This is a genomic window from Sorangium sp. So ce1335 (genome assembly GCF_051521615.1).
In the GTDB taxonomy this organism is placed as follows: domain Bacteria; phylum Myxococcota_A; class Polyangia; order Polyangiales; family Polyangiaceae; genus Sorangium.
Genome location: NZ_CP150363.1, coordinates 11,709,883 through 11,733,534, shown reverse-complemented (window position 1 = coordinate 11,733,534; position 23,652 = coordinate 11,709,883). Strand labels below are relative to the sequence as shown.

21 protein-coding genes and 1 pseudogene are annotated in these 23,652 nt (G+C 71.9%); 10 read left to right on the top strand and 12 right to left on the bottom strand.

Annotated features, from left to right (window positions below):
* Positions 1-5: 5 nt before the first annotated feature.
* Positions 6-1,133, bottom strand: coding sequence for a hypothetical protein (locus tag WMF24_RS43890; RefSeq protein ID WP_437733441.1), 1,128 nt, complete (start codon positions 1,131-1,133; stop codon positions 6-8).
* A gap of 254 nt (positions 1,134-1,387) precedes the next feature.
* Here WMF24_RS43890 and WMF24_RS43885 point away from each other — a divergent pair, with 254 nt between their 5' ends.
* Positions 1,388-1,972: a Uma2 family endonuclease gene (locus WMF24_RS43885; protein WP_437733440.1), complete on the top strand. Its 585-nt coding sequence runs from the start codon at positions 1,388-1,390 to the stop codon at positions 1,970-1,972.
* A 132-nt stretch (positions 1,973-2,104) separates the two neighbouring features.
* Here the strand turns inward: WMF24_RS43885 and WMF24_RS43880 are convergent, their stop codons facing one another.
* Positions 2,105-3,649 (bottom strand): ATP-binding protein, encoded by a 1,545-nt coding sequence (locus WMF24_RS43880; protein ID WP_437733439.1) that lies wholly within the window; start codon positions 3,647-3,649, stop codon positions 2,105-2,107.
* Between the two features lie 337 nt (positions 3,650-3,986).
* Between WMF24_RS43880 and WMF24_RS43875 the strand changes: the two genes are divergently transcribed.
* Positions 3,987-6,533 carry a PAS domain S-box protein gene (locus tag WMF24_RS43875; RefSeq protein ID WP_437733438.1) on the top strand — a complete coding sequence of 849 codons (2,547 nt, stop codon included), beginning with the start codon at positions 3,987-3,989 and terminating at the stop codon, positions 6,531-6,533.
* Positions 6,534-6,573: 40 nt separating this feature from the next.
* On the opposite strand, the gene WMF24_RS43870 is transcribed toward WMF24_RS43875, so the two are convergent.
* Positions 6,574-8,061, bottom strand: a complete 1,488-nt coding sequence (locus WMF24_RS43870) for an amino acid permease (RefSeq protein ID WP_437738927.1) — start codon at positions 8,059-8,061, stop codon at positions 6,574-6,576.
* Between the two features lie 435 nt (positions 8,062-8,496).
* Between WMF24_RS43870 and WMF24_RS43865 the strand changes: the two genes are divergently transcribed.
* The 5 genes from WMF24_RS43865 to WMF24_RS43845 all read left to right on the top strand — a co-directional run bounded on the left by WMF24_RS43865 (position 8,497) and on the right by WMF24_RS43845 (position 11,927).
* Positions 8,497-9,411 carry a pseudouridine-5'-phosphate glycosidase gene (locus WMF24_RS43865; protein WP_437738926.1) on the top strand — a complete coding sequence of 305 codons (915 nt, stop codon included), beginning with the start codon at positions 8,497-8,499 and terminating at the stop codon, positions 9,409-9,411.
* Complete coding sequence (locus WMF24_RS43860) at positions 9,408-10,355, top strand: carbohydrate kinase family protein (protein ID WP_437733437.1); 948 nt, start codon at positions 9,408-9,410, stop codon at positions 10,353-10,355. Before WMF24_RS43865 ends, WMF24_RS43860 begins: the two co-directional genes overlap by 4 nt.
* Positions 10,352-11,332, top strand: coding sequence for a 2-dehydropantoate 2-reductase (locus tag WMF24_RS43855; protein ID WP_437733436.1), 981 nt, complete (start codon positions 10,352-10,354; stop codon positions 11,330-11,332). The genes WMF24_RS43860 and WMF24_RS43855 overlap by 4 nt, the downstream gene beginning before the upstream one ends.
* Positions 11,333-11,537: 205 nt before the next feature.
* Positions 11,538-11,702 carry a hypothetical protein gene (locus WMF24_RS43850; RefSeq protein ID WP_437733435.1) on the top strand — a complete coding sequence of 55 codons (165 nt, stop codon included), beginning with the start codon at positions 11,538-11,540 and terminating at the stop codon, positions 11,700-11,702.
* 75 nt (positions 11,703-11,777) lie between these two features.
* Positions 11,778-11,927: a hypothetical protein gene (locus WMF24_RS43845; RefSeq protein WP_437733434.1), complete on the top strand. Its 150-nt coding sequence runs from the start codon at positions 11,778-11,780 to the stop codon at positions 11,925-11,927.
* A gap of 193 nt (positions 11,928-12,120) precedes the next feature.
* On the opposite strand, the gene WMF24_RS43840 is transcribed toward WMF24_RS43845, so the two are convergent.
* The 6 genes and pseudogenes from WMF24_RS43840 to WMF24_RS43815 all read right to left on the bottom strand — a co-directional run.
* Positions 12,121-12,522: a hypothetical protein gene (locus tag WMF24_RS43840; protein ID WP_437733433.1), complete on the bottom strand. Its 402-nt coding sequence runs from the start codon at positions 12,520-12,522 to the stop codon at positions 12,121-12,123.
* A gap of 17 nt (positions 12,523-12,539) precedes the next feature.
* Positions 12,540-12,728: a hypothetical protein gene (locus tag WMF24_RS43835; RefSeq protein ID WP_437733432.1), complete on the bottom strand. Its 189-nt coding sequence runs from the start codon at positions 12,726-12,728 to the stop codon at positions 12,540-12,542.
* Entirely contained in the window at positions 12,725-14,596 is a 1,872-nt protein-coding gene (locus tag WMF24_RS43830) for an FG-GAP-like repeat-containing protein (RefSeq protein WP_437733431.1), read from the bottom strand. The genes WMF24_RS43835 and WMF24_RS43830 overlap by 4 nt, the downstream gene beginning before the upstream one ends.
* Before the next feature lie 55 nt (positions 14,597-14,651).
* On the bottom strand, positions 14,652-15,113 hold the full coding sequence (locus WMF24_RS43825) for a hypothetical protein (RefSeq protein WP_437733430.1): 462 nt from the start codon (positions 15,111-15,113) through the stop codon (positions 14,652-14,654).
* Positions 15,114-15,256: 143 nt separating this feature from the next.
* The gene (locus WMF24_RS43820) at positions 15,257-15,559 is read right to left on the bottom strand and encodes a helix-turn-helix domain-containing protein (protein WP_437738925.1); all 303 of its coding nucleotides are present in this window, start codon (positions 15,557-15,559) and stop codon (positions 15,257-15,259) included.
* 369 nt (positions 15,560-15,928) lie between these two features.
* A pseudogene (locus WMF24_RS43815) lies at positions 15,929-16,408 on the bottom strand (sigma-54 factor interaction domain-containing protein); the annotation flags it as partial.
* Positions 16,409-16,467: 59 nt separating this feature from the next.
* Between WMF24_RS43815 and WMF24_RS43810 the strand changes: the two are divergent.
* The 3 genes from WMF24_RS43810 to WMF24_RS43800 all read left to right on the top strand — a co-directional run bounded on the left by WMF24_RS43810 (position 16,468) and on the right by WMF24_RS43800 (position 20,401).
* Positions 16,468-16,719 (top strand): hypothetical protein, encoded by a 252-nt coding sequence (locus tag WMF24_RS43810; RefSeq protein WP_437738962.1) that lies wholly within the window; start codon positions 16,468-16,470, stop codon positions 16,717-16,719.
* A 706-nt stretch (positions 16,720-17,425) separates the two neighbouring features.
* The gene (locus WMF24_RS43805) at positions 17,426-19,954 is read left to right on the top strand and encodes a sensor domain-containing diguanylate cyclase (RefSeq protein WP_437733429.1); all 2,529 of its coding nucleotides are present in this window, start codon (positions 17,426-17,428) and stop codon (positions 19,952-19,954) included.
* A 72-nt stretch (positions 19,955-20,026) separates the two neighbouring features.
* On the top strand, positions 20,027-20,401 hold the full coding sequence (locus WMF24_RS43800; RefSeq protein ID WP_437733428.1) for a hypothetical protein: 375 nt from the start codon (positions 20,027-20,029) through the stop codon (positions 20,399-20,401).
* Positions 20,402-20,422: 21 nt separating this feature from the next.
* On the opposite strand, the gene WMF24_RS43795 is transcribed toward WMF24_RS43800, so the two are convergent.
* From WMF24_RS43795 to WMF24_RS43785, 3 genes are all read right to left on the bottom strand, one after another.
* A complete protein-coding gene (locus WMF24_RS43795) occupies positions 20,423-21,700 on the bottom strand; it encodes an outer membrane protein assembly factor BamB family protein (RefSeq protein WP_437733427.1) in 1,278 nt (425 codons plus the stop codon).
* Between the two features lie 197 nt (positions 21,701-21,897).
* Positions 21,898-22,392, bottom strand: a complete 495-nt coding sequence (locus WMF24_RS43790; protein ID WP_437733426.1) for a hypothetical protein — start codon at positions 22,390-22,392, stop codon at positions 21,898-21,900.
* 383 nt (positions 22,393-22,775) lie between these two features.
* Positions 22,776-23,402, bottom strand: a complete 627-nt coding sequence (locus WMF24_RS43785) for a LysE family translocator (RefSeq protein ID WP_437733425.1) — start codon at positions 23,400-23,402, stop codon at positions 22,776-22,778.
* Positions 23,403-23,652 lie beyond the last annotated feature (250 nt).

Sequence of the window (23,652 nt, the reverse complement as noted above, 5' to 3'; positions counted from 1 at the left end):
CCCGGTCAGCGGCCGCCGCGCGCGAGCAAGCCGCGGTAGTGCGCGAGGACCTGCCGGAAACGCTGCGCGGCCGCGGGATCGTGCTGGAAGCGGTGTGCCCACACCCGCTCGACGCCGTCTCGGGCGGATTCAGTGTGGATCCTGTACTTTGCGAGCACCGCCGCGCGCTCGCCGGGGCGCGCTTCGAGCTCCACGCAGAGCGCCGCGTAGTGCTCGAGGGGGAGGTCGACGGGGCGCTCTGCCGCGCCGGGGGTCGATGCCGGCGTCGCGCCGGGCGCCACGGGCCTGCTCTGGGCGCCGGGCGCGCTCTGGGCGCCGGGCGCCTGCGGCGCCGCGGCCGAGGGCGACGATCGGGCGTCGTGGAGGCTCCGCTCGGGATCCCACCCCGTCTGGGCGGCCGCCTTGACGAAGGGCAGCGCGGGGGCGGACGGCTGTGCGGCGACGGCGAGCGTCTTTCGCTCCCCCTCCGCCCTGCCGCGGGGCGCGCCCTTGGGCGGCGGCAGCACCGCGGCCCCCTCCTTGAACGGCAGCGCCGGCGGGAGCGGGCCGTCGGTCGCGGGGAGCGTCTCGTTGATCTCACCGGACGCCGCCGCCGCGCCGGGCGCCGTCGGCGGCGCAGCGCCCAGCGGCGGCGGCGCAGCGCCCAGCGGCGGCGGCGCAGCGCCCAGCGGCGGCGCGGCGTCTAGCGGCGGCGCAGCGCCCAGCGGCGGCGGCGCAGCGCCCAGCGGCGGCGCGGCGTCTAGCGGCGGCGCAGCGCCCAGCGGCGACCGAGATCGCGCCTCGGCGACGAGCTGGTAGGTGGGAATCGCCGGGGGAGGCGCGCTGGCCTGCTCGTTCTTCTCCGGCGGCAGCTCATCGTTCTTCTCCGGCGGCGCCGGGTCGTCGCGCTGCTCCGGCGGCGGGGCGTAGAAGATGGCGTGCGCGCGGTCCACCTGATCCCAGCGCTCGACGCCGTCGCCCGACATCGCCTCGCAGAGCGCGCGCAGCACGTCGCGGACCTTCTGCGCCCGCTCGATGGAGATCTCGCCCTGCTGCCCGAACCGGTCGCGCAGGAAGGCGCGGAGCTGGGCGTCCTCCGTCTGCGCGAGCCGCGGGAACGAGCTGACGACGGCTCGGAGCTTTGTCGGATCCACGGCGCCCCCTCGAGGCCGCGAGTGTCGGGTAAGCCGGAGAGGCCGTCAACCCTCGCGGCCTCCGGAGCCGCCCCGAGCGTTGCGACCGAACAGCGACGTCTCGCCACGAGACGGGAGCTCGTCGAGGAGCTCGATGTGCTGGCGGTGATGGCGAACCGTCTCGAGAAGAGCGAACGCGCAGCGTCGTCGGTGGTCTCTCGGGGCACGCCATCGACCGCTCGCGCCCCGCCCACGATCGGATACCCTCGTGGCCCATGGGTCAACCCGCCGAGGCCTCGCTGACCTTCGAGGAGCTCTACGAGCGCATCCGTGCCCTCCCCGAGCACCTGACCGGCGAGATCCTGGAGCCCGGCGTCCTCCGCACGATGTCGCGGCCCGGCAAGCGCCATCGCCGCGCGGCCAGGCTCTGCCTGCACGGCCTCGTGCCGTTCGACGCGAACGTGGGCGGCACCGGCTGGTGGATCGAGCCCGAGACCGAGATCCGTTTCCCGGGCGGCCGGCTCGTCGTACCCGACCTGTGCGGCTTCCGCGTCGAGCGTGTCCCCGAGCTGCCGGACGAGAATCCGCTGACCGTGCTGCCGGACTGGTGTTGCGAGGTCCTGTCCCCGCGCACGGCGCGTGACGACGTGGCGGTGAAGCTGCCGCTGTACGCCCGGTCTGGTGTCGGCTGGAGCTGGATCGTCGATCCGATGCGCCGGCTCGTCGAGGTGTTCGAGACCGTCGGCGGAAGGCCGGCGCTCACGGCGACCGCGCAGGACGACGCGTGCGCCGTGCTGCCGCCGTTCGACGGCGAGCTCGCGGTCGCCTCGTGGTGGCTGCCGGGCGCCGTCGAGGAGTAGCGCCCAGGCGCGGCGCGGGCGACGCGCGGCTCGAGGGCGGCTCGTCCCACGTGGCCGAGCCGCCGGCCGCTCGAAGGAGGTCGTCGACAGGACCAGCGCTGCCCGACGGGAGCCCGCGGTGATCGATCGGTCCTATCCGCTGGCCGACGCCGCCGGCAGCGACACGACGAACCGCGCCCCGCCCCCTTCGCCGCGCTCGACCCCGATCGCGCCGCCCGCGGCCTCCACGAGCCCACGGCACACGGCGAGCCCGAGCCCCGTCCCCTCGCCGACCTCCTTCGTCGTGATGAACGGCTCGAACAGCGTCTCGCGCACCGCCTCGGCGATCCCCGGCCCGTTGTCCTCGACCTCGATCCGCGCGCCCCCGTCCGCGCCCCGCGACGCGCGCACCCACACGCGCCCGCCGGCGCGCGGCACCGCGTCGGCCGCGTTGAGGAGCAGGTTCAAGAGCACCTGCACGAGCCGCCCGTGCGACAGCGGCACGCGCGGCACGCCGGGCGCGACGTCGCGAAGGAGCTCGACCCCGCGGAACGCCTTCTGCGGCGCCACCAGCGAGAGCACGTCATCGAGCGCGTCCGCCACCGAGCCGGAGGGCGCGTCGCCCGTGTCACCCGCGCCGCCCGCGTCGGGCGCCGCCGGCCGCGCGAAGTCGAGCAGGTCGCGCAAGGTCCTGTGGATGCGCTCCGTCTCCCGCTTCATCCGCTCGACGAAGTCGCGCTCCTCGGCCGGCGTCAGGCCCCCCGCGAGCAGCAGCTCCTGGAGGCCGAGGATCGCCGCGATCGGGTTGCCGATCTCGTGCGCAAGCCCCGCCGCGAGCCGCCCCACCGAGGCGAGCCGCTCCGAGCGGACGAGCCGCTCCTGCGCGCTCTTCAGGTCCGCCGCGTAGCGCTCGACCTCCGCGATCTTCGCCCGCAGCGACTCCTCGTCGGCGCGGAGCCGGCTCGTCATGTGCGCGAGGCTCGCCCCGAGCTCGGCGAGCTCCCGGGCGCCGGCCTGCGGCACCTCGAGGTCGCGCGCGCCGCCGGCCACGCGGCGCGCGGCCCGCGACAGCGCGTCGATCGGCCGCACCGCTAGGCGCGTCATCGCGATGTACGCGAACACGAGCAGCCCGAGCGCCATCACCCCCGTGTAGAGCGCGACGATCCGCACGAGCGGCGCGGCGGGCACGGTCGACGGGTCCGTCGGCACCAGCACCGCGACCGGGCCCGCCGCGCCTCCGCCGCTCGCCGGCGCCGCGCCTCCGCCGCCCGCCGGCGCCGCGCCCTCCGCGCGCGCGTGCTCCGGCACGACCACCAGGATCGCGCCCCCGCGCGCCGTGCGCACCGCCCGCAGCACCTCCGCGCCCGCGTCCACCGATGCGGGCAGCGCGGCCGCGATCTCCGGCTCCCCGGCGCGGTCCACGAGCGCGCCCGCCGCGTCGTAGACGCCGATCGCCGACGCCCCGTCCGGCCCGAGCTGCGCCTCGAGCAGCAGCGACAGCTCCGGCGCGGCCCGGGTCGCCCGCGCCGCGGCGACGTGCCCGGCGATGGCCCGGCCGATCGCGCGGGCGCTCGACGCGCGCACGCCGCCCATCGTGGCCTGCGTGAGGCTCGCGACGGCGAAGAAGAGCGGCACGAACGCCAGCACGAGCAGCGCGCCGAGCGCGAGCAGGAGCTGAAGCCGGATCCCGAGCCGCACGATCTGTCCTGACCCTCCGCGCCATCCTCGCCGAGGTCGCGTCCGATCGCACCCCGCACGCCGGTCGAGGTGTGCCGTGACCGAGCACGCCGGTCGAGGTGTGCCGTAACCGAGTACGCCGGTCGAGGTGTGCCGCAACCGAGCACGCCGGTCGAGGTGTGCCGTAACCGAGTACGCCGGTCGAGGTGTGCCGCAACCAAGAACGAGAACGAGAACGAAAACGAGAAGCTGACAGCGCGCACAACGCGCCTCGCGCGGCCCCGGGCGCCGGAGGCGTGCTGCGGCAAACATGCTAGCCTGGAAGGTGGGTTGTCCGGCGGGTGACCTCCGGGGGCGAGTGATCGACACGCATCGGGAGCCATCGGACGCATACCGGCAGAGCCCGGCCCCTTCCGAGGACGAGCGGGGCGCGCCGGCCGACGACGACGGCGCGCGGGCGCTCCTCGGCGCGGTGGGCGCGCTGCTCTGGGAGGTGCGGGGCGACGCGCTCGACCTGTCGGCGGTGCGCGCGCCGGCGAGGGAGCTGTTCGGGCACGCCGCCGAGCGCTGGGCGGCCGACGAAGGGCTCTTCTGGAGGCAGCAGCACCCCGAGGACCGGCCGAAGCTGCTCGCGCTCGTGCGCAAGGTCCTCGCCGAGGGGGCGACCGAGCGCATCGAGCACCGCTTCCTCGCCGAGGGCGGCCGCACGATCTGGCTGAGCAGCGAGCTCGCCCGCCGCAGGGACCCGACCGGCAGCAGGGCGCCCGCCGTCCGCGGCATCTCGACGGACGTGACGCGGGCGCGGGTCGCCGAGGAGGCGCTCCGCGAGGGCGAGGAGCGCATGCAGGCGCTCCTCGAGTCGACCGAGCAGGGCATGTACGGGCTGGATCGCGCCGGGCTGTGCACGTTCGCCAACCGGGCCTGCGTGCGGCTGCTCGGCTACCGCGACGAGGCGGAGCTCGTCGGGCGCGCCATGCACCCGCTCGTCCACCACTCGCGGCCGAGCGGCGCGCCGCTGCCCGAGTCCGAGTGTCGGATCTGCAACACGCTCCGGAGCGGGGAGCCCGCGCACCTCGACGGCGAGCTGCTCTTCCGCGCGGACAGGACGGGCCTGCCCGTCGAGTACTGGTCGCGCCCCATCCTCAGGCAGGGCGAGGTCGTCGGCGCCATCGTCACGTTCGTCGACGTCACGGAGCGGAAGCAGAGCGAGCAGCTCCTCGCCGTGCAGGCGCTCATGAGCGCGCTCCGGGCAGACGTGAGCGCGGCGCTGGCCCGCTCCGGGACGATGCTCGAGCTCGTGCAGCGCTGCGCCGAGGCGATCCGGGGGCACATCGACGCGGCGTTCGCGCGCATCTGGCTGCTCGACGAGCGCGAGCAGGTGCTCGAGCTCCGCGCCAGCGCGGGGATGTACACGCACCTCGACGGCCCCCACAGCCGCATCCCCGTGGGCGCCTACAAGATCGGCCGCATCGCCCACGAGCGCCGGCCGCACCTGACGAACGACGTGCCGAACGACCCGCAGGTGAGCGAGAAGGAATGGGCGCAGCGCGAGGGAATGGTGTCCTTCGCGGGGTATCCCCTGCTCATCGAGGACCGGCTCATCGGCGTCGTGGCGATGTTCGCGCGCCGGCCCCTGCACGAGCACGTGCTCGACGCGCTGGGGGCGATCGTCGACACGGTCGCGCAGGGGATCGAGCGCAAGCGCGCCGAGGACGCGCTCCAGCGGAGCGAGGCCCGGCGCGCCGCCGAGCACGCGGTGCTCCGGCGCATCGTCGGGCAGAGCGGCGACGGGATCGTCATGGTGGACGAGCACGGCGTCGTCCGCCTGATGAACCCGGAGGCCGAGCGGCAGCTCGGGCCGGCCGCCGAGCGGACGATCGACGAGTGGGCGAGCGCGACGGGCTTCTTCACGCCGGACGGCGCCCCGATGCCCGCGGCGCAGACCCCGCTCCACCGCGCCCTGGGCGGGGAGAAGGTGGAGATCGCCCGCTGGCAGGTCCGGCGGCCGGACGGATGCGTGCGGGTGCTCTCCGCGAGCGCCTCGCCGCTGCGCCGCGCGGACGGCGCGCCCGCCGGCGCCGTGATGAACACGCGCGACGAGACCGAGCGGCTCCGGCTGGAGCAGGATCGCGAGCGGCTCCTCCAGAACCTCCAGGAGGCGGTCCAGGTGCGCGACGAGTTCCTCTCCATCGCGTCGCACGAGCTCAAGACGCCGCTCACCGCGCTCGTCCTCCAGGTGGAGAGCCTGCGCCGGGCGATCCGGCGCGGAGAGGCGGGCCAGATCGTGCCGCGGCTCGAGGCGAAGCTCTCGACCATCCACCGGAGCGTCTCCCGGCTGAGCGACCTCGTGAACGAGCTGCTCGACGTCTCGCGGATCAGCGCGCACGGGCTGTCGCTGCACGTCGAGGATTTCGACCTGATCGCGCTGCTCCGCGAGGGCATCGAGCGGTTCCAGGAGGTGCCGGAGCGGGGCTCGTCGATCCGGCTGCTCGGGAGCCCGGAGGTCCGGGTGCGCTGGGACCGCTCGCGGATGGAGCAGGTGGTGACGAACCTCCTGTCGAACGCCGTGAAGTACGGCGCCGGCGCGCCCATCGACGTGCACGTCGAGGCCGACGCGGAGCGGGTCCGGTTCGCCGTAGAGGACCGCGGCATCGGCATCGCGCCCGGCGACCAGGCGCGCATCTTCGAGCGCTTCCAGCGTGCGGCGTCGGTCATGCACTACGGCGGGTTCGGCCTGGGCCTGTGGATCGTGCGGCTCATCGTGGAGCAGCACGGCGGCTCCGTGCGGGTGGAGAGCGCGCCCGGGCGCGGCGCGACGTTCTCGGTCGAGGTGCCGCGCGCCGTCGCCGCGGCCGCCGCCGGGGCCGGGGCGCAGGCGGAGGGCGGATCGAGCGGGCCGCCTTGAGCGGAGCGATCGTGGCGGCGCCGCGACGAGCGGCGCTGCGTCACTGGCTCGCCGCCAACCTGCTGTGCTTGCGGCTGTAGCCGAAGTAGAGCGCGAACCCGAGCAGGAGCCAGATCGCGAGGCGCAGCCAGTTCTCGTTGGGCAGCGAGAACATCAGGACGAGGCAGATCGCGATCCCGAGGATCGGGGTGAGCGGATAGAACGGCACCCGGAACGGGCGCGGCGCGTCCGGCGCCGTCCGGCGCATGACGAGGACCGCCGCGCAGACGAACAGGAAGGCGAGCAGCGTCCCGATGTTGACGAGCTCCGCCAGGATCCGCAGCGGGAGGAACCCCGAGAGGGCGGCGACGACGAACCCGGTGAGGAAGGTGGATTTCCACGGCGTCTGGAACACCGGGTGCACCGCTCCGAAGAAGCTCCTCGGCAGCAGCCCGTCGCGGGCGATGGCGAGCAGCACGCGCGGCTGGCTGAGCATGAGCACGAGCAGCACGGAGGTGATCCCGGCGATCGCCCCGAGGGAGATGATGAACTGCGCCCACGGGAGGCCGACGCGCGCGAAGGCGTCGGAGACCGGCGCGTCGATGCTCAGCTCGGTGTAGGGCACCATGCCCGTCAGGACCGCCGCGACGGCGACGTAGAGGGTTGTGCAGATGATGAGCGAGACAACGATACCGATGGGGAGATCGCGCTGCGGGTTCTTCGCCTCCTCGGCGTGGTTCGAGACCGAATCGAACCCGATGTAGGCGAAGAAGATGGTCGCGGCGCCGGCGAGCATCCCGAGCGGCTCTCCCCCTTTGCCGACCTCGCCGAGGATCGTGTGACCGAAGAAGCTGAGCCCTCCGAGCCCGTACGGCGCGAACGGCCGCCAGTTGTCCGGGTCGACGTAGAACGCGCCGACGACGATGACGAAGAGCACGACAGCGAGCTTGAGCACGACCATCGCGGCATTGAACGTCGCGCTCTCGCGGATCCCCTTGAGCAGGATCACCGTGACCGCCACCGTCACGAGGATCGCTGGGAGATCGACGATGGCCCCCGTGGACACGAGCTCGCCGAGCACCGGATCGTAGTCGAACGGCGCGCTCCTGAGCTGTCGTGGCAGCTCGACCCCGAAGATCCCGATGAAGTCCTGGAAGTAATGGGACCACCCGTGCGCCACGGCGGCGGAGCCGACGGCGTACTCGAGGACGAGATCCCACCCGATGATCCACGCCGGCAGCTCGCCGAGCGTGGCGTACGCGTACGTGTAGGCCGAGCCCGCGACCGGCACCATCGCCGCGAACTCCGCGTAACAGAGGGCCGCGAACACGCAGGCGAGCCCCGCGACAACGAAGGAGAGCATCAGCGAGGGACCGGCCTTGTCGTGCGCTGCCTGACCGGTGAGTACGAAGATGCCTGTCCCGATGATCGCCCCGATCCCGAGGCTCGTGAGCTGGAGCGGCCCGAGGGCGCGCCGGAGGCGGTGCTCCCCCTCCAGCTCCTTTTTCAGGACGGACAGCGGTTTACGGGCGAACAGCCGACTCCCCATGGCCATTGGTGCGCTGACTCTACGGCCTGGCCCGGAGCACGTCAAGCCAGAGTCGGCCCGATCCGTCGCGATGTTGTTTCTGTTGTCCGCTCCCCGACATCACGGAACATGCCCAAGGACGAATTTCCTGGAGTCGCTCCTCTCCCGCGCACGCCTCCCGCGCACGCCCGCGCGACCTGCGAGCGGCCGCTACCTCGGTGCGTGGAGCAGGCGTCTTGCGGCTCACCGCGCTGACGCTCGCGTGGGCGCAATGTCCCTTCAGCTTTGCCTGCCAGCGTTCGTCTTCGAAGCGACGATTCGAAGCGCGAAGACCAGCTTTTGCGAGCGCTTGACGCTCGCGCGCGACACTTCTATAAGCGCGGGGCCCTCGCAGCCAAAGAATGAAAGGATGTAAGCGTGTCGGTCAAAGACCATCTATCCATCTCGCCCGAGGTCATGAATGCGCTCGCTGACGGCCGGCCGGTGGTGGCGCTGGAGTCGACGATCGTCACGCACGGGATGCCTTATCCGCAGAACCTCGAGATGGCGCGGCGCGTGGAGGGTGTGATCCGCCGGAGCGGGGCCGTGCCGGCGACCATCGCCATCATGGACGGCAAGCTGATGGTGGGCGCGAAGGCGCAAGATCTCGAGCGGCTGGCCGGGCTGGGCGGCAAGGCGGCCAAGGCCTCGCGGCGCGACGTGGCGGCGCTCCTCGTGTCGGGCAAGATGGCCGGAACGACCGTGGCGACCACGATGATGGCGGCGGCGTGGGCCGGTATCCAGGTGTTCGCCACGGGCGGCATCGGCGGCGTTCACCGCGGCGCGGAGGCGACCTTCGACATCTCCGCCGACCTCGAGGAGCTGCGTCAGACGCAGGTGGCGGTGGTCTGCGCGGGGGCCAAGTCGATCCTCGACATCCCCAAGACGCTGGAGACGCTGGAGACCAACGGCGTGCCCGTCCTCGGCTACAGGACCGACGATTTCCCTGCCTTCTGGGCGCGGCAGAGCGGGCAGAAGGTGGACCACAGGGTGGAGAGCGCCGAGGAGGCGGCCAGGGTCATCGCGCTGCAGTTCGAGCTCGGCATGGGCGGTGTCGTCGTGGCCAACCCGATCCCCGAGAGCCATGCCATGGACGCCAGGGAGATCGAGGCGCGCATCGAGGAGGCGATCAAGGGCGCCGAGGCAGAGGGGGTGAGCCGCAAGGACCTGACGCCGTTCCTCTTGAAGCGAATCGTCGAGCTCACCGAGGGCAAGAGCCTCATCGCCAACATCGCTCTCGTCGAGAACAACGCGTCGGTGGCGGCGGAGATCGCGGTGGCGATGAGCGCGCTCGGGTCCGAGGCCGAGGCGAAGCCGAACGCCAGCGCATGAGCGTGGCCGATCGCGTGGTCGTGGTGGGCGACGTGATGACGGACGTGATCGTCCGTCCCGAGGGGCCGCTGGTGCGGGGCTCGGACCGGCGCGCCAGGATCGAGAGCCGGCCGGGGGGCTCGGGGGCAAACCAGGCGGTGTGGCTTGGCTCGATGGGCGCGAAGGTGTCCTTCGTCGCGCGGGTGGGGGCCGGAGACAAGCCGCATCTCGAGGCCTATTTCAAGGGCTTCCACGTCGACCCGATCCTCGTGGCCGACCCGCAGGAGCCGTCGGGCGTGCTCGTCATCCTCGTCGACGCCGACGGCGAGCGGAGCTTCCTCACCGATCGGGGGGCGAACCTCGCGCTCGAGCCTTCGGACATGCCGGTGTGGCTCCTTGACGAGACGCGTCTGGTGCTCGTCTCGGGTTATTCGCTGTTCGCCGAAGGCCCTCGACGGGCGGTGCTGCAGCTCGCCGGAGAGGCGCGGAGCCGCCGCATTCCGATCGCCATCGACGCCGCGTCGGTGAGCTTCCTGCGGGAGGTCGGCGTCGGGACCTTCCTCGAGTGGACGAGGGGGATGTCGACGCTGCTCGCCAATGCCGACGAGGCGGAGGCGCTCTCGGGCACAGGTGACCTCAACGAGCAGATGATCGCGCTGGGGGCCTGTTTCGAGCGGGTGGTCATCAAGCGCGGCGCACGGGGCGCGGCGGTGGGCGGGCGGCAGGGCGTGCGCGTCGACCAGCCGGCGCCGCAGGTGGATGTGGTGGACACGACCGGGGCAGGCGACGCGTTCGCGGCCGGGTTCATCGCCGCGGAGCTCGAGGGCGCGGACGAGGCGGAGTGCCTGCGCCGCGGGGTCGAGGCGGGCTCGAAGGCGGTGGAGCACCTGGGCGGGCAGCCGACGACGACACGCATCGTCCTGGGCCCAGGGCGGCGGGGTCGTCGTGACGACGGGAGATCATGAAGATTGCCATTTACGGTTTCGGATCCATCGGCGGATTGATCGGCGCCCGGCTGGCCAGGGCCGGCTGCGACGTCAGCGCCGTCGCGCGCGGAGAGAACCTCGCCGCCTTGCAACAACGCGGCTTGCTGCTGCAGGTCCAGGAAGAGATCACCCGCGTGCCCATCCGCGCTGCGCAGGATCCGGCCGCGCTCGGCGCGCAGGACGTCGTGATCATCGCCGTCAAGGCCACCGCGCTGACCGAGGTCGCTGCGCGCATCGCGCCGCTGCTTTGCCCGGACACGCTCGTCCTCCCCGCGATGAACGGCGTGCCGTGGTGGTTCTTCGCGCCCGAGGACGTGCCGTATGCCGGCACCCGGCTCGAGTCGCTCGACCCGGGCGACGTCGTGTCGCGCGCCATCCCGCTCCGCCAGGTGGTCGGCTGCGTGGTTCACCTGTCGGGCTCCAGCCCGGAACCGGGGCTGGTGCGCGTCGGCCTCGGCAACCGCCTGATCCTGGGCGAGCCGGCCGGCGGACACTCGGACCGGGTGCGCGCGCTGGTCGAGTTGCTGCAGCGCGCCGGCTTCGACGCCAGTGCCAGCCCCGATATCCGGACCGACATCTGGTACAAGCTGTGGGGCAACATGACCATGAATCCGGTGTCGGTGCTCACCGGCGCGACGTGCGACCGGATCCTCGATGATCCGCTGGTGCGCGGCCTCTGTCTCAAGGCGATGCAGGAAGCGGCAGCGATCGGCGAGCGGATCGGCTGCCCGATTGCACAGAGCGGAGAGGACCGGATGGAGGTCACGCGCAGGCTCGGCGCGTTCAAGACATCGATGCTGCAGGACGCGGAAGCAGGCAAGTCGCTGGAAATCGATGCCCTGGTGACCGTGGTGCATGAGCTCGGCAAGCTGACCGGCGTGCCCACGCCGACGATCGACGGCTTGCTCGGGCTGGTGCGCCTGTACGGCCGCACGCGCGGCCTTGTTGCCGGCTGATCCTCGGGCGAAGCCCCTCGCCGGAGGCCTCCCATCTACCCCCGCCCACGCACAACCACCTCCCCCGCGCGCGGCGCCTCCCCGGCGCCCGGGCCCCGGCGATCCCGCGCTCGCCCATCGGCCGATCGCCCGCGGCAGAGCACTGGGCCCGCCGCCGCGACCTCTGGTAGCGGCATCCGAGCCCACGGCCAACCTGGTGCTCGCCGTGCTCACCGCCCGCCGTATCGCGCGCAACGCGGCGCCGCTCGCCTGCGCGCTCGTCCTCGGGGGGCTCGTGGTCCTCGACGCGGCCGAGCGCCGCCCGTCGCGGCCGCGGCGGCGCTCGTCGTGCTCGTCGCGGCGCTCGTCCAGCGCGCGCGGCGGCGGGTAGTGCGGTACTTTGGCTGAACGTGCGGGACTTTGGGAACCGCCAAGGACGCCAAGAAATCTCAATGATTTTGCGTCCTTGGCGTCTTGGCGGTTCGATCCTCTGCGGCGTGTCTGCGGTAAGTACCGCACCACCCGGCGGCGCGCCGCCGCCATCGAGGCGAACGCGCTGCTCGGCCTCGAGGTCGGCGCCCTACGCCGCGTGTTCATGCCGTGCATCGCCGCGTAGCGGGCGGCCTCGCCGCCCGCTACGCGGCGATGCAGCTCCACGGAGGCCGCGCCGCTGCTCCCGTCGCTCCCTTTGGCGCGCCTCGCCCACCCTCGTCAACGTGACCGCGAGGGGCGCGGGGGGCATCACCTCGCGAGAGCGGCTGACCCCGTGGTCCACGGAGGTGTCCATTCATGGAAGGACTGGCGCGAGCTTATTCCAGCCAGCCAGGGGATCCTGTGACATACCATTCCTGCTTTCGGAGCCATCGCTCATACTCGAAATAGATCTTGCGGAGTCCGTCCGGCTTTGCTCGGTAGTCGTCAAATTCGGCAATGAGCTGAAATAGAACATCAATCGCGTGCCGCTGCGTGGCCACGCTTGATCGATGTGCCGCTTGCGGATCCGGATTGCCCGGAAACGCGGCACGCAGCACCAGCGCGGTCCACGCCAGGTTATTCCCGGTGTCTAACCGCACGATCAACCACTCCCGAAATCCATTCAGCACCCCTCCGTGAGCAGCCAGGTCATAGCCGAGCACGAAGGCCGACGCCGCGGCGTACGTCTCTTCCCGAAGGCACATCCCTGTCCGCGACCGAATCTTCTCGAATAGCACACGAAATGCATTCATTCTCAGAACCCGAAGTCGATGTCGTTGGGATACTCCCAGAGTTTCTTGCACTCGGGAATCGGTAAACCTTGGTGCCCCGTCGTCAGATCGAATATCCGGCCGTCCTTGACCACAACTTCGTGATTCGACCAGTACCAGTTCTTCCCTCGAAATCCTCCAAGCGCCGGAGTGTCCTTGGGCGTGATCCTCACGACCTGGCCACCAATGAGCTTCTGAATCTGTGATGCGACTCCCTCGCAACCGTTCTCGCAGGCGTTGATGTCGCGGGGCTTCCACTTGGGCCCGATCGCGGTGCCCCCCTCGCGGGCCGAGGTGCAGCCGCTTCACGAGCCATCCTGCCAGCCTTGCCGACCTGTCCCGCGCCCTTCACGCTTGAATAAAGCTTGCCGGCATCGCCGACTCCAGGCGTAGCAGCCATGAGGCTCAATGACGCATTCCCCGCGTCACCTTCCCCCCAATAGACGCAGGCATTCACGACGTCGCATGTCGGGCCGATCGGAGGCGGCGCGAAGCCACAAGCGTCGAGGCAAACGTGCGTGAGCTGGCGCACGTCCATGTCCGATGTCGGGCCCACGATGTTGATCCCGGTCTCCCCGACGTCCGCCTCCGACGAGGGGCCGCCCTCGCCGCCGCCACGTCCTCCGCCAGGATCCGCTCCACCGGCGCCGCCGGAGCCCTCGATGGATCCATCGTCCTCGGGGAGGAGCTCCGCACCGTCCTCGAAGACATTCACCTCCTTCGTCCCAGTGCCGTCGCGATCGATGGTGACGCCCGGCGTGGGCGCCATCGTCACGGGCGTAGCGGGCGTGCAATGATTCCCGTCGCACGGCTCGAAGCCCGTCGGATCCCTCAGGTTGAGTGGATCATTCAAGACGTAGGCGTAGGGGTTGTACCCTTGCACCGTCAGCGGCGACGGGATGACGGGATCGGACGTGAGGAACCGACGAAGGCTCGGATCGTAGACACGCCCCTGCATATTGATCCAGCCGAGCTCATCGTCATGCTCGTGCCCCGTGAACCCGGTCCGCACGTCGCTGATCCCGAGGGGCAGACTGACGATCGGCGCCCCGTTCTCGTTCATACGCCCGCCGACCTCCGCGGACTCGTCCCTCACGGCGACCACGCGATCGGTGTCAACACCGCGGTTCAGCAGCACCTCCCAGTCATACGTCGTGGAGTTGACGTGGACCAGGTCCGTCTGCCCATCCCCGTTGAAGTCGCCGACGCGCGACGCGCCCCAGGGCATCTCTCCGTTGGTGAAGAGGACACCCGAGTCGAACGGCAACGTGATGGTCGGCTGGTAGCCGCCCCTGGCCGTTGACAAGGACACCTCGATCTCTCTCGTGGGGTAATCGCGAAAGACGACGAAATCAGCGCGACCATCCCCGTTGAAGTCGGCCATCCGCACGCCCTCGTCGGTGTTCTGATATGCATCAGGGAGCGGTCCATTCGGAACCGTTTCGACGGGCCCGAACCCCCTACCGGTATTCCAACTCACGCCCGTCGACCCGTCGTCGAACAGCGGATAAACCAGATCGTCCAACCCGTCCGCGTTCATGTCGATGAACAGGTCGTCCGTGTTGTCGTAGAGGTCTTCGGCGCTCTCGACGACGAGGGCTCCAGCGTCGGTCGTCGTCAGGAGCTGCATTGATGCGCAGCCGAACAGAACGTCCCCGAGCCCGTCGCCGGTCTTGTCCAGGACCCGCGCCGACGTGGCGCATGGCGCGGCGGCGCCTTCGATGACCTGAGAGTGGGGAGACAATCCCCCTCGGTTCCAGTGGATATGCCACTCTTCGGCGTGATCGCCGGTGTGAGGTCGATGGACGATCTCTGCGCGACCATCGCCGTCGACGTCTGCCGCGACTGCACGCAGCGGCAGGTAATAGCCTCCGGTCACAAAGACTCCTGGGAACGCCAGCCCTGCGGAGTCCAGCCGCTGGGTAGACGGATTGTATTGGAGAAGCGGATAGCTCGGATTCTCTCCCCACCCCTTCGCTGTGAACGCCGGCTTCCCGCTGGCATTCACATCCACCTTGATGGAATCGCCCACGAACAACATGAGCGTATCGTCAACGCCAGCGCCGGCTAGCAGTCGAATGGGCGCCCCCAGGCCGTCAGCGGTCCCCAGGCGCAGCCAAAGCGAGTTTTCCGTGGGATCGTCGTAGCTGGGGGGTGCCTCGGTTTCTGGCGGTGCCGAATATACCGTAGATGAGGTCATCTCGCCCGTCCCCATCCACGTCGATCACGAGCGGCTTCGGCTCGCTGTCCAGCGAGTGCGGCTTCGGCGCGTCGTGCGCGGCGACGGGCTTCGCCTCGAACGCGAGGGGCCGATCATCGTACTCCATCACCTTGGCGCGCAGGCACGACCCCTCGGCTCCGCACCGCTCGACCCGGTGGAGCTGCGAGCGCCCCGTCGTCGGGCTCTCCTCATACGACAGCCGGTACTCCCACGCCAGGGTCGTGTCGGGCGATTGCCAGCCCGGCGCGTACATCTCCAGCCTCTGCAGCCGCCAAGGCTGGCTCAGGCGCACTCCGCAGATGTATCGAAATTCATCGTCTGGGTTCGACTCGTACACGAAGCGGACCTTCCTGCGCGGAGCCTCTCCCTGACGTGACGTGTACTCGATATTTCGGGGCGCATAGGCAAAATCGAACGGCGCGGAGCTGTTCTGCTGCGTCCATGAGCCGGCCGGTCCGCGGACCGGCCGGCCCGCCGCGGTCAGTCCGGCGGCGCTCCGCGCAGCCGCCCGGAGCGACCGAGCTCCCGCAGGCGCAGCGTCAGCCCCCGCTTCGACACCTCGAGACGCGCCGACATGGCGTCGAGATCTCCGCGGCACGCGTCGTGGCAGCGCATCAGCTCGTCCTTCGGGATGTCCGCCGCCTTGCGGACGCGAGGGCTTCGCTCGATGAGACGGTAGAGGGCGGTGCGCGAGACGCCGAGCGTCGCCGCCGCGGGTCCGATCGACCAGTGGCTCTGCCGAAGCGCCCTGAGCAAGGCGTCCTCGTCGACCTTCAGGTCCATGGGGTGGTCCGCTGGATTGGCCGCGGAGGCGTCCGCATCTCGCCTCTCGGCCACGCGCGGTGCATCCGACGGGGGCCGCGCCGTCTGACGCGCCTGCTCCAACATCCGCTCCAGGCTCTCATCGATGACGATGGCGTCGGCGCCGCGGCTGGAGATCACGAGCTGCCGCGCCACGTTCCGGAGCTCGCGCACGTTGCCGGGCCAGCCGTGCTGGATCAGCCGCACCATGAGGGATCGAGGAAACCATGGCAGGGCGCCGTCCACGGGCGGCTCGAGCCGGGACAGCTCCCCGACGCGCGCGAGCTCCTCGCGCAGAAAGTGGAGCAGCAGGCGGGGGATATCCTCGCGGCTCTGGCGGAGCGGAGGAATCGTGAGCGTGTAGCCCTGTAGCCGATGCAGCAGCGGCGCGCGAAACCTGCCTTGCTCGACGGCCTGCTCCAGCTCGGCGTCCGTCGCCGCGATGCTCCGGACATCCACCGCGCGCTGCTCGCCCTCGCCGAGCGGCCGGATCGTGCCGGTCTCGAGCGCCCGGAGCAGCAGCGCCTGGACATCCATCGGCATATCGCCGATCTCGTCGAGGAAGAGCGTCCCGCCGTGCGCGCGCTCGAAGAGGCCCACGTGGCGGTGGTGAGCGCCCGTGAACGCCCCCTTCGCGTGCCCGAACAGCTCCGAGGCGGCGGTGGTCGGGGCGAGCGCGGCCATGTTGACGGCGAGCCAGGGACGACCGGCGCGCGGGCTCGCCTGGTGGATGGCCTCCGCGACGCGCTCCTTGCCTACGCCGGTCTCTCCCCGGAGCAGGACTGGTACCTGTAGATCGGCGACGCGCGCGACCGACCTGAGGACCTCTCGAGAGCGCCGCTGTCGCCGACAAGCCCGTGCCTCGGCGCAGGGGGCGCGGTGGTCACCACATGAACGAGGATCACGATCTGCCTGGAGAGCTGCAAAATCAGGCCGGCGCGCAGGGCCTCCGCTGGAAACCGATGCGCGTCGTCGACGGGCTCTCCTTCCACAGACAGCTGGCCTCGCCCCGCGGGCGTGATGGTCAGCGACCCGTCTTCTCCCCACGTCACAAGGTGAGGTTTCCGGCTCACGTGAGGATCGCAGAGCGGCGCGCGCTCGTGGCTGCGCGGCTGCGCGAGACCGGGCTCGAGGCGGGATAGGGGCACCGCGTACCCGGGGACGGCCAGCACGGTTGCCCGCGCGCCGACCCGGCGCATGTCCGGGTGGTAGAGCAGCGTGAAACGCAGGCCAAGGGGCCCCCCGGAGGCGCACCGCGCCGGCGGCGCGTCGATGTCACTCAGCGTCTCGACCTGATTCCATGACCCCCGGAAGGGGCGTTCCGCCGAGCTGCCCGGCTCGCCTCGCGCTCCCTCGGTCATCCTCGTCGTAAGAGCGGACGCCTGAGCGACAGCCTCGAAGCTGTCACCGCCCCTGATCTCGGTGCTGCACTGACGCTGAGACACGATCCGTTACTCTATCGCTGCTATCCCGGTGTTCGGCCAGCAATCAGTCAATCGCCACACAATCGCCACATTCCTGCGCCGTGCCTCCCAAAGGCCAACCAGCCCCGCTCGATCTCGCGCTCCTCTCGTACCGACCGCCCACGGTCCCGTGGGGTAGCTCAGTCGCGCCCGCAAGATCGTTCACGGTGCCCCCTGGCGATCATCGAGCCGCGCAGGTGTCGACAGGGACCGTTGCCCCGCCTCCGCGTATCCGAGCCACGCGCCTCGACCCCTCCGCCACCCACGACTCCAGGTCACACCTCACCCCCGCCCTCGCTCCTTTCCCCCCACCGGCCGGCCTCTCCCCTTCGCCGGCACAGAACTGGGCCCGCCGCCGCGACCTCTGGTAGCGGCATCCGAGCCCATGGCCAACCTGGTGCTCGCCGTGCTCACCGCCCGCCGTATCGCGCGCAACGCGGCGCCGCTCGCCTGCGCGCTCGTCCTCGGGGGGCTCGTGGTCCTCGACGCGGCCGAGCGCCTCCCGCCCGTCGCGGCCGCGACGGCGCTCGTCGTGCTCGTCGCGGCGCTCGTCCAGCGCGCGCGGCGGCGCGCCGCCGCCATCGAGGCGAGCGCGCTGCTCGACCTCGAGGTCGGCGCCCTCCTCGTCGTCGCGACGTTCGCCGCGGTCCTCCGCCTCGACGGCTCGCTCGACGGCGACGCCCACGCCGGCCTCTATGTCGTCATCGCCCTCGTGAGCGCCTTCGCCCGCCCCGGCGCGTCCCTCCTCGTCGCGCTGACGGCCGCCGCCCTCGAGCTCGGCGTCCGCTCGGCCATGGCCGCGCGCGGCGCGCCGATCGCGTGGGGCGCCGCCGCGCCGCACATCGGCTTCATGAGCATCTTCTCGGTGCTGAACGCGACGGTCCTCCGCGCCGAGATCAGCCGCGTCCGGAAGGCCTCCAACACCCGCCTCCAGGCCGAGATCGATCGGCTCCGCGACGACGCCCGCAGCTACCGCCTGCTCTCCGCCCCCGCCCAGGCGCGCGGCGTGGCCCAGAAGGGCGACGACGAGCGGCTCGCCCGCTCCGGCGTCGAGGAGATCCACCAGTCGGTGCTCTTCGCGCTCCGGCTGCTGCGCGAGTCGCTCGACCTCTACACCGCGATGCTGCTCTGGCAGAGCGACGCCGGCACGCACCTGCGCATCAGCGAGCTCGCGAGCGACGCCCCGAACCTCTCCGAGGGCCCGTTCCTCTCGGGCGACGGCGTCTTCGGCGCGGCGCTCACGCAGCGCGCGCCGGTCGTCATCGGCGGCCTCAAGCCCGGCTACAAGCTCCCGTACTACGTCGGCCCCTCCCCGGTGCGCGCCGTCTGCGCGCTGCCGGTGTTCGAGCACGGCCAGGCCCGCGGCGTGCTCGTCGTCGATCGCGTCGAGGACCGGCCGTTCTCGCCGCGGGAGCTCGAGCTCATCGACGAGGCGTGCCGCTACGCGGTGCGCGCCATCCAGAACGAGCGCGTCTTCGTCCAGCTCGAGCGCGCCAAGGTCGAGCAGGGCAAGCTCTACCGCGCCGCCGAGGCGCTCGGCGCCGCGACGACCGAGGCGGGCGTCATCGAGGCGGGCGTCACGAGCGCCCGCGAGATCACGTCGGTCGATTTCGCGGCCGTGACGCTCTACGACGAGGCGCAGAAGGTCCACGAGATCCGCGCCGTGAGCGGCGACGGCGGCGCCGAGCTGACGGGCCAGCGCTTCCGCCACAACTCCGGGCTCGTCTCGATGGTGCTGCAGAACCGGCACCCGCTCCCGTACCGCGGCGAGTACGACGACAAGCGGCAGGTCGTCTTCACCCGCCGGGTCGCGCCGCCGTCGATGCCGTCGATCATCGTGCTCCCGCTCTGCGTCCACGACCGGCCGCTCGGCACGCTGGTGCTCGGCTCGAAGCGGCGCGCGGCGTTCAACGACTCGGTGCGCAGCACGCTCGAGGTGCTCGCCAGCCACATGGCCGTGTCGCTCTCGAACGCCCGCATGATGCGGCGCCTCGAGGAGCTCGCGACGATGGACGGGCTGACGGGGCTCCTGAACAAGCGCGCGATGCTCGAGGTGGCCGACCAGAAGATCACGGCGGCGCGCCGGTTCTCGCGGCGGCTGTCGGTGCTCGTGACGGACATCGACCACTTCAAGAAGGTGAACGACACGTACGGCCACGACGTGGGCGACGTGATCATCAAGGGGCTCGGCGACGTGCTGCGGCGGGCGAAGCGGACGACCGACGCCGTGGCGCGCTTCGGCGGCGAGGAGTTCGTCGTGATCTGCGAGGAGACGGACGCGCGCGGCGCGATGCTGCTCGCCGAGCGCGTGCGCGAGGAGCTCGGCCGGACGACGTTCCACGCGGCCGGGAGCAACGGCCCGGTGCAGTGCCAGGTGACGTGCTCGATCGGCGTCGCGACGTACCCCGAGGCGGGCACCACGTGGGAGGAGCTCTTCAAGGCCGCGGACGAGTCGCTGTACGTCTCGAAGCGGTCGGGCCGGAACCGCTCCACGGCGTGGTCCCCGTCGATGCGCTCCGGCAGCGGGCACCCGCCCGCGGCGGAGGCGAGCGCGCCGGCGAAGGCGGGCTCGGAGCCGCCGGCGAGGCCGGCGAAGGCGGGCTCGGAGCCGCCGGCGAGGCCGGCGAAGGCCGCCTCGGAGCCGCCGGCGCCGGCGAGGGCCGCGGCGGAGGCGGGCGCCCAGGCGAGGGCCGCGGCCGCGAGGGCCGCGGGGGCGGCGCCGCAGCGCAGGGCGCCCGTGGGCGGCGGGGCCCCGGCGCTCGCCGGGCCGGACAGCGCGCCGGCGGCCGGGAGGCGCGTCGCGGCCTCGGCACCGCCGAAGGTGCCCGGCGCGCCCGGCGAGGCCGAGCCCCGGAGCAAGCCGAGGCGTCCGTCGGAGGCTGATCCGGCAAGCAAGCCGAAGACCGCGGCCTGAGCGCCCGCGCGCCGCTTGCGGCGCCAGCGCGGCGGGAACATAAGCCTGCTCGAGGGAGGCCAAGGAGGAGCGATGAGCTCGGACCCCGAACGCGATGACCCCAGGGAGGATCTGAAGCAGGGGCTGAGCCTGCTCTGGCGCGCGGCGCGCAAGACGGCCGGGGACCTGCGCAAGGACCTCGATCGTACGAGCGTCGGCAAGGCGATCGACGACGCCGGGCGCGAGCTCGTACGGGCGGCGACGAACGTCGTCGGCCGCATCGGCGCCGAGCTGAGCAAGGGCTCGCCGGAGGCGCCGCCGACACCGCCGGCGCCGCCGCGCGACGAGCGCCCCGAGGCCGGCGCGGAGCCCGAGGCGCCGGCGACGCGGCCGGCCGGCCCCACCCCGGAGGACCCTGGGTTCCGCATCGCGGTCGACCCGGAGGACCGGGGCGACAAGCCCCGCTGACGGGCGGCAGCGCGTCGCCGGTCACGGGGCGCGCGCCGCGTCCTTCCCGCCTTCCTGTTCACGCGCGCCGGCCCCGCCGCCGCGCGCAGCCGCCCCGCCGTCGCGCGCAGCCGCCCCGCCGGCGACCTTCGCGGCGGTGAGCCCGTCGGCCTGCACCACGCACGTCTGGACCGGCCGGCCGAGCGACGCGCGCCCCGTCACGGCGCCGCCCTGCGCGTCGAGGAACGTGATCCCGCCGCGCGCATCGCACAGCGCGAACCCGCCTGTGTAGGCCGCGCCGCCGAGGAAGTCGGCCTCGCCCGCGTGGGCCCACGCGGGCGCGCCCGTGCGCGCGTTGATGCCGACCGCGGCCCGGTAGTACGTCGCCACGAAGCGGTTCGCGTCGAAGCCGGGCCGGCCGGAGGCGCGCGGTCGCGCGTAGAGCCGCGCCCTGTCCTCGGCCGAGGCGGTCGGCGCGAGCACCTCGGTCCCCTGGGTCATCCACACCGGCGCACCGGGCAGCTCGCGCGCCGGCAGCCTCGCCGTCGAGGCGCGCCCGGCCGAGCCGAGGCCGATCGCCCCGTCGAGCCGCGTCGCCGCGCGGCCGCCGCCGAAGAACACCGCGCCGCCGAGCAGGAACGCGCGGCTCACCTCGTGGCGCAGCGCCGCCCGCGCGACCTCGCCGCCGGTCTGCAGGTCGAAGACCGTGACGTACTGCCCCTGCCACGGAAGGAACGCGTGGCGCCCCACGACCGCGGGCACGCCGATGTCTGCGGAGTCCTCGATCTGGCGCTGCACCATCCCGTCGTGGCCGATGGCGAGCACGACGCTCGTTGTGCCCGTCGTCGAAACGAGCGACACGACGGTGGTCTCGCCGTCGTCGCCAGCGCCGCGGAGCCTCCCGCCGGCGTTCCGCTGCCAGAGCAGCGTGCCGGTGCGCGCGTCGAGGGCGAACAGCTCGCCCTCGCCGAGCCCCACGACGACGCTCCCCGCGACGGCCGGACGCGCCTCGAGCGGGTGCGCGAAGGTCCACGCCGGGCCGCCGTCGAGCGGCACGCCGACGAGCCGGTGCGGTCCCGGGCCCTCCACGACGCCGACCGCCACGTCCGCGCCGACCGGGATGGGCCTGCCCGCGAACCGCTGCTGGAAGGCCGCGATGCCCGCGCCGCCGTCGTCCTTCCAGCTCGGATCGAACGCCTCGCCCTGCGTCTGTCCGCCGCCGCAGGCGCCCGACAGCGCCGCGAGCGCGGCGCCCGTCGCGAGGAGCAGCGCGCGGGTGTGGGCGCGGGCGGCGGCGCGCGGCGCGCGCGGGGTTCGCATGGGACGTCTCCGGCGGCGGTCGTAGCGCGGCTCCTCCTGGCCGGCCAAGCGCGCGTCGGCGCGGTCCGGGCGGCGGCGGCGACCGGGCCGGCGACCCGGGCGCGGGCCGCGCGGGGAGCGGAGGTCACCCGGGGGGCGCCGCCGCGGCGCGGAGCTTCGCGGCGGGCGCGATGTCGCTCTCCCACGGCCCCCGAGCTTCAGCCGATCACCGCGCAGCGCTCCTTCACCATCGCTTTTCCCAGACGCAGGAGACTCACGATATCGGCGATGTCTTCCGTGGAGAGCTGCTCTGGGATGGTGTCCAGCAAATGACACAACACGGTCGAAGACAGGCGCGCATGCAGCTCCCAGACCTCCTCGGCGCTGCGGGCGAACTCCGCGTGCCCCACCGTTCTCCCGATATCATCGAGCAGATTCCACGCATCCAGGGCGCGGTTGAGAGGAAACGAGGACGGTTCATCCGCTTGCCCTGGCAGGAAGTCCAGATCGAACAAAGCGACCGGACCGCCGTCGAGGGCAAGGCCTCTTTGTAGAGCATGACGCCGTGCCGCGCCTTCGCTGCGCCAGCACAGCAGCCTGCCCCCTTCGGCCATGACGCCGTCCGACCCGTTCGTGTACCAGAGGCAATACAGGCGTTCGCCATCGAGCGTCACGCCGCACGTGTAGTATTTGCGGTCCTCTCCGGTTCCCATACGGATCTCCCCCCGCCGTCGATTGGCCGGTTGCCCATGGATCACCCGCGCAGGCGCGATGGCGCCATCATAGCGGTTCGCGTGCGCCTTGCTCGTCTCGGCCCGATCCCGACGCCGGCCGGCCGGCGCGAGCCTTGAGCGACGGAGGCGCGAGGCGAGCGCCGGCGCAAGGCGGCCCCGTCGTGACCGCGCCGGACGGCCGAGGATCCTCATCCGGGGCTCCCGGCGAGAGGAGATGGGTGCGGGGACTTTCGAGGATCTCCCGGCGAGATGATCTCGGGAGATCGCCGGGCGGGTCGGGCGCTCGGAGGGGAAGTCGGAAGGCGTCGGGCGAGGGGAACCGCCCCCGGGCGGGAGGCTGGCGGCGGCCCGCGGGGCCGGGCTTACGCGCGCCGCTCGAAGGCGAGCTTGACGCCCAGGCCCACCAGCACCGCGCCGCTCGTCTTGTACACCCCCGCCAGCGCTCTGGGGCGCGCGCGCAGCCAGGCCGACAGGACGCCGGCGGAATACCCGACCGGACCCTTCACGAGGAAGGTGAGGAGCGCGAACGCCGAGCCGAGCATGATGATCAGCAGGGTCGGGTGCTGGGCGTCGCTCGGGACGAACTGGGGCAGGAAGGCGAGATAAAAGACCGTGATCTTGGGGTTGGACAGGTTGGACATCGCGCCTTCGGCGAACAGCTTGCGCAGGCTCGCCGTGCTCTTCTGCGTCAACCCGAGCGTGGCAGTGCGCGTGCGCAGGAGGGCGATACCGAGATAGACGAGGTACGCAGCGCCGATGAGCTTGAGCACGAGGAACAGGGGCCCCGAGGCCATGAGGATCGAGCCGAGCCCGAGCGCAGCGAGCATCGTGTGGCCCAGCAGGCCGACGCTGACGCCGGCCGCGGTCACCACGCCCGCCGACGAGCCCTGGGCAAGCGAGCGCGACATGACGAGGATCATGTCCTGACCTGGCGTCACGATGACAACAAGTGAAGTGATCAAGAAGAGTATGATCTGACTGCCCGACATCATACCAGTTCTCCCAAGTGGCTGCCCCGCGGAAGATCCGACTCTACCGAAATCTGCCGCCGATGCAAGCCGTTCCAGGCGCGCCATGTGCCCACTCGGTCGCGGCCATACTGCAACTCTCGAGGTGGCGCGCGGAGCGATGATTGAGTGGCCCGCGCCGCGCGCAGCCACAACGAAAAATTGCAGCCGCGACGCTCGCGCTCCCGCTTGGCCCCGAGCCGCTCTCACGACGTCACGGCAGCGAACCTCA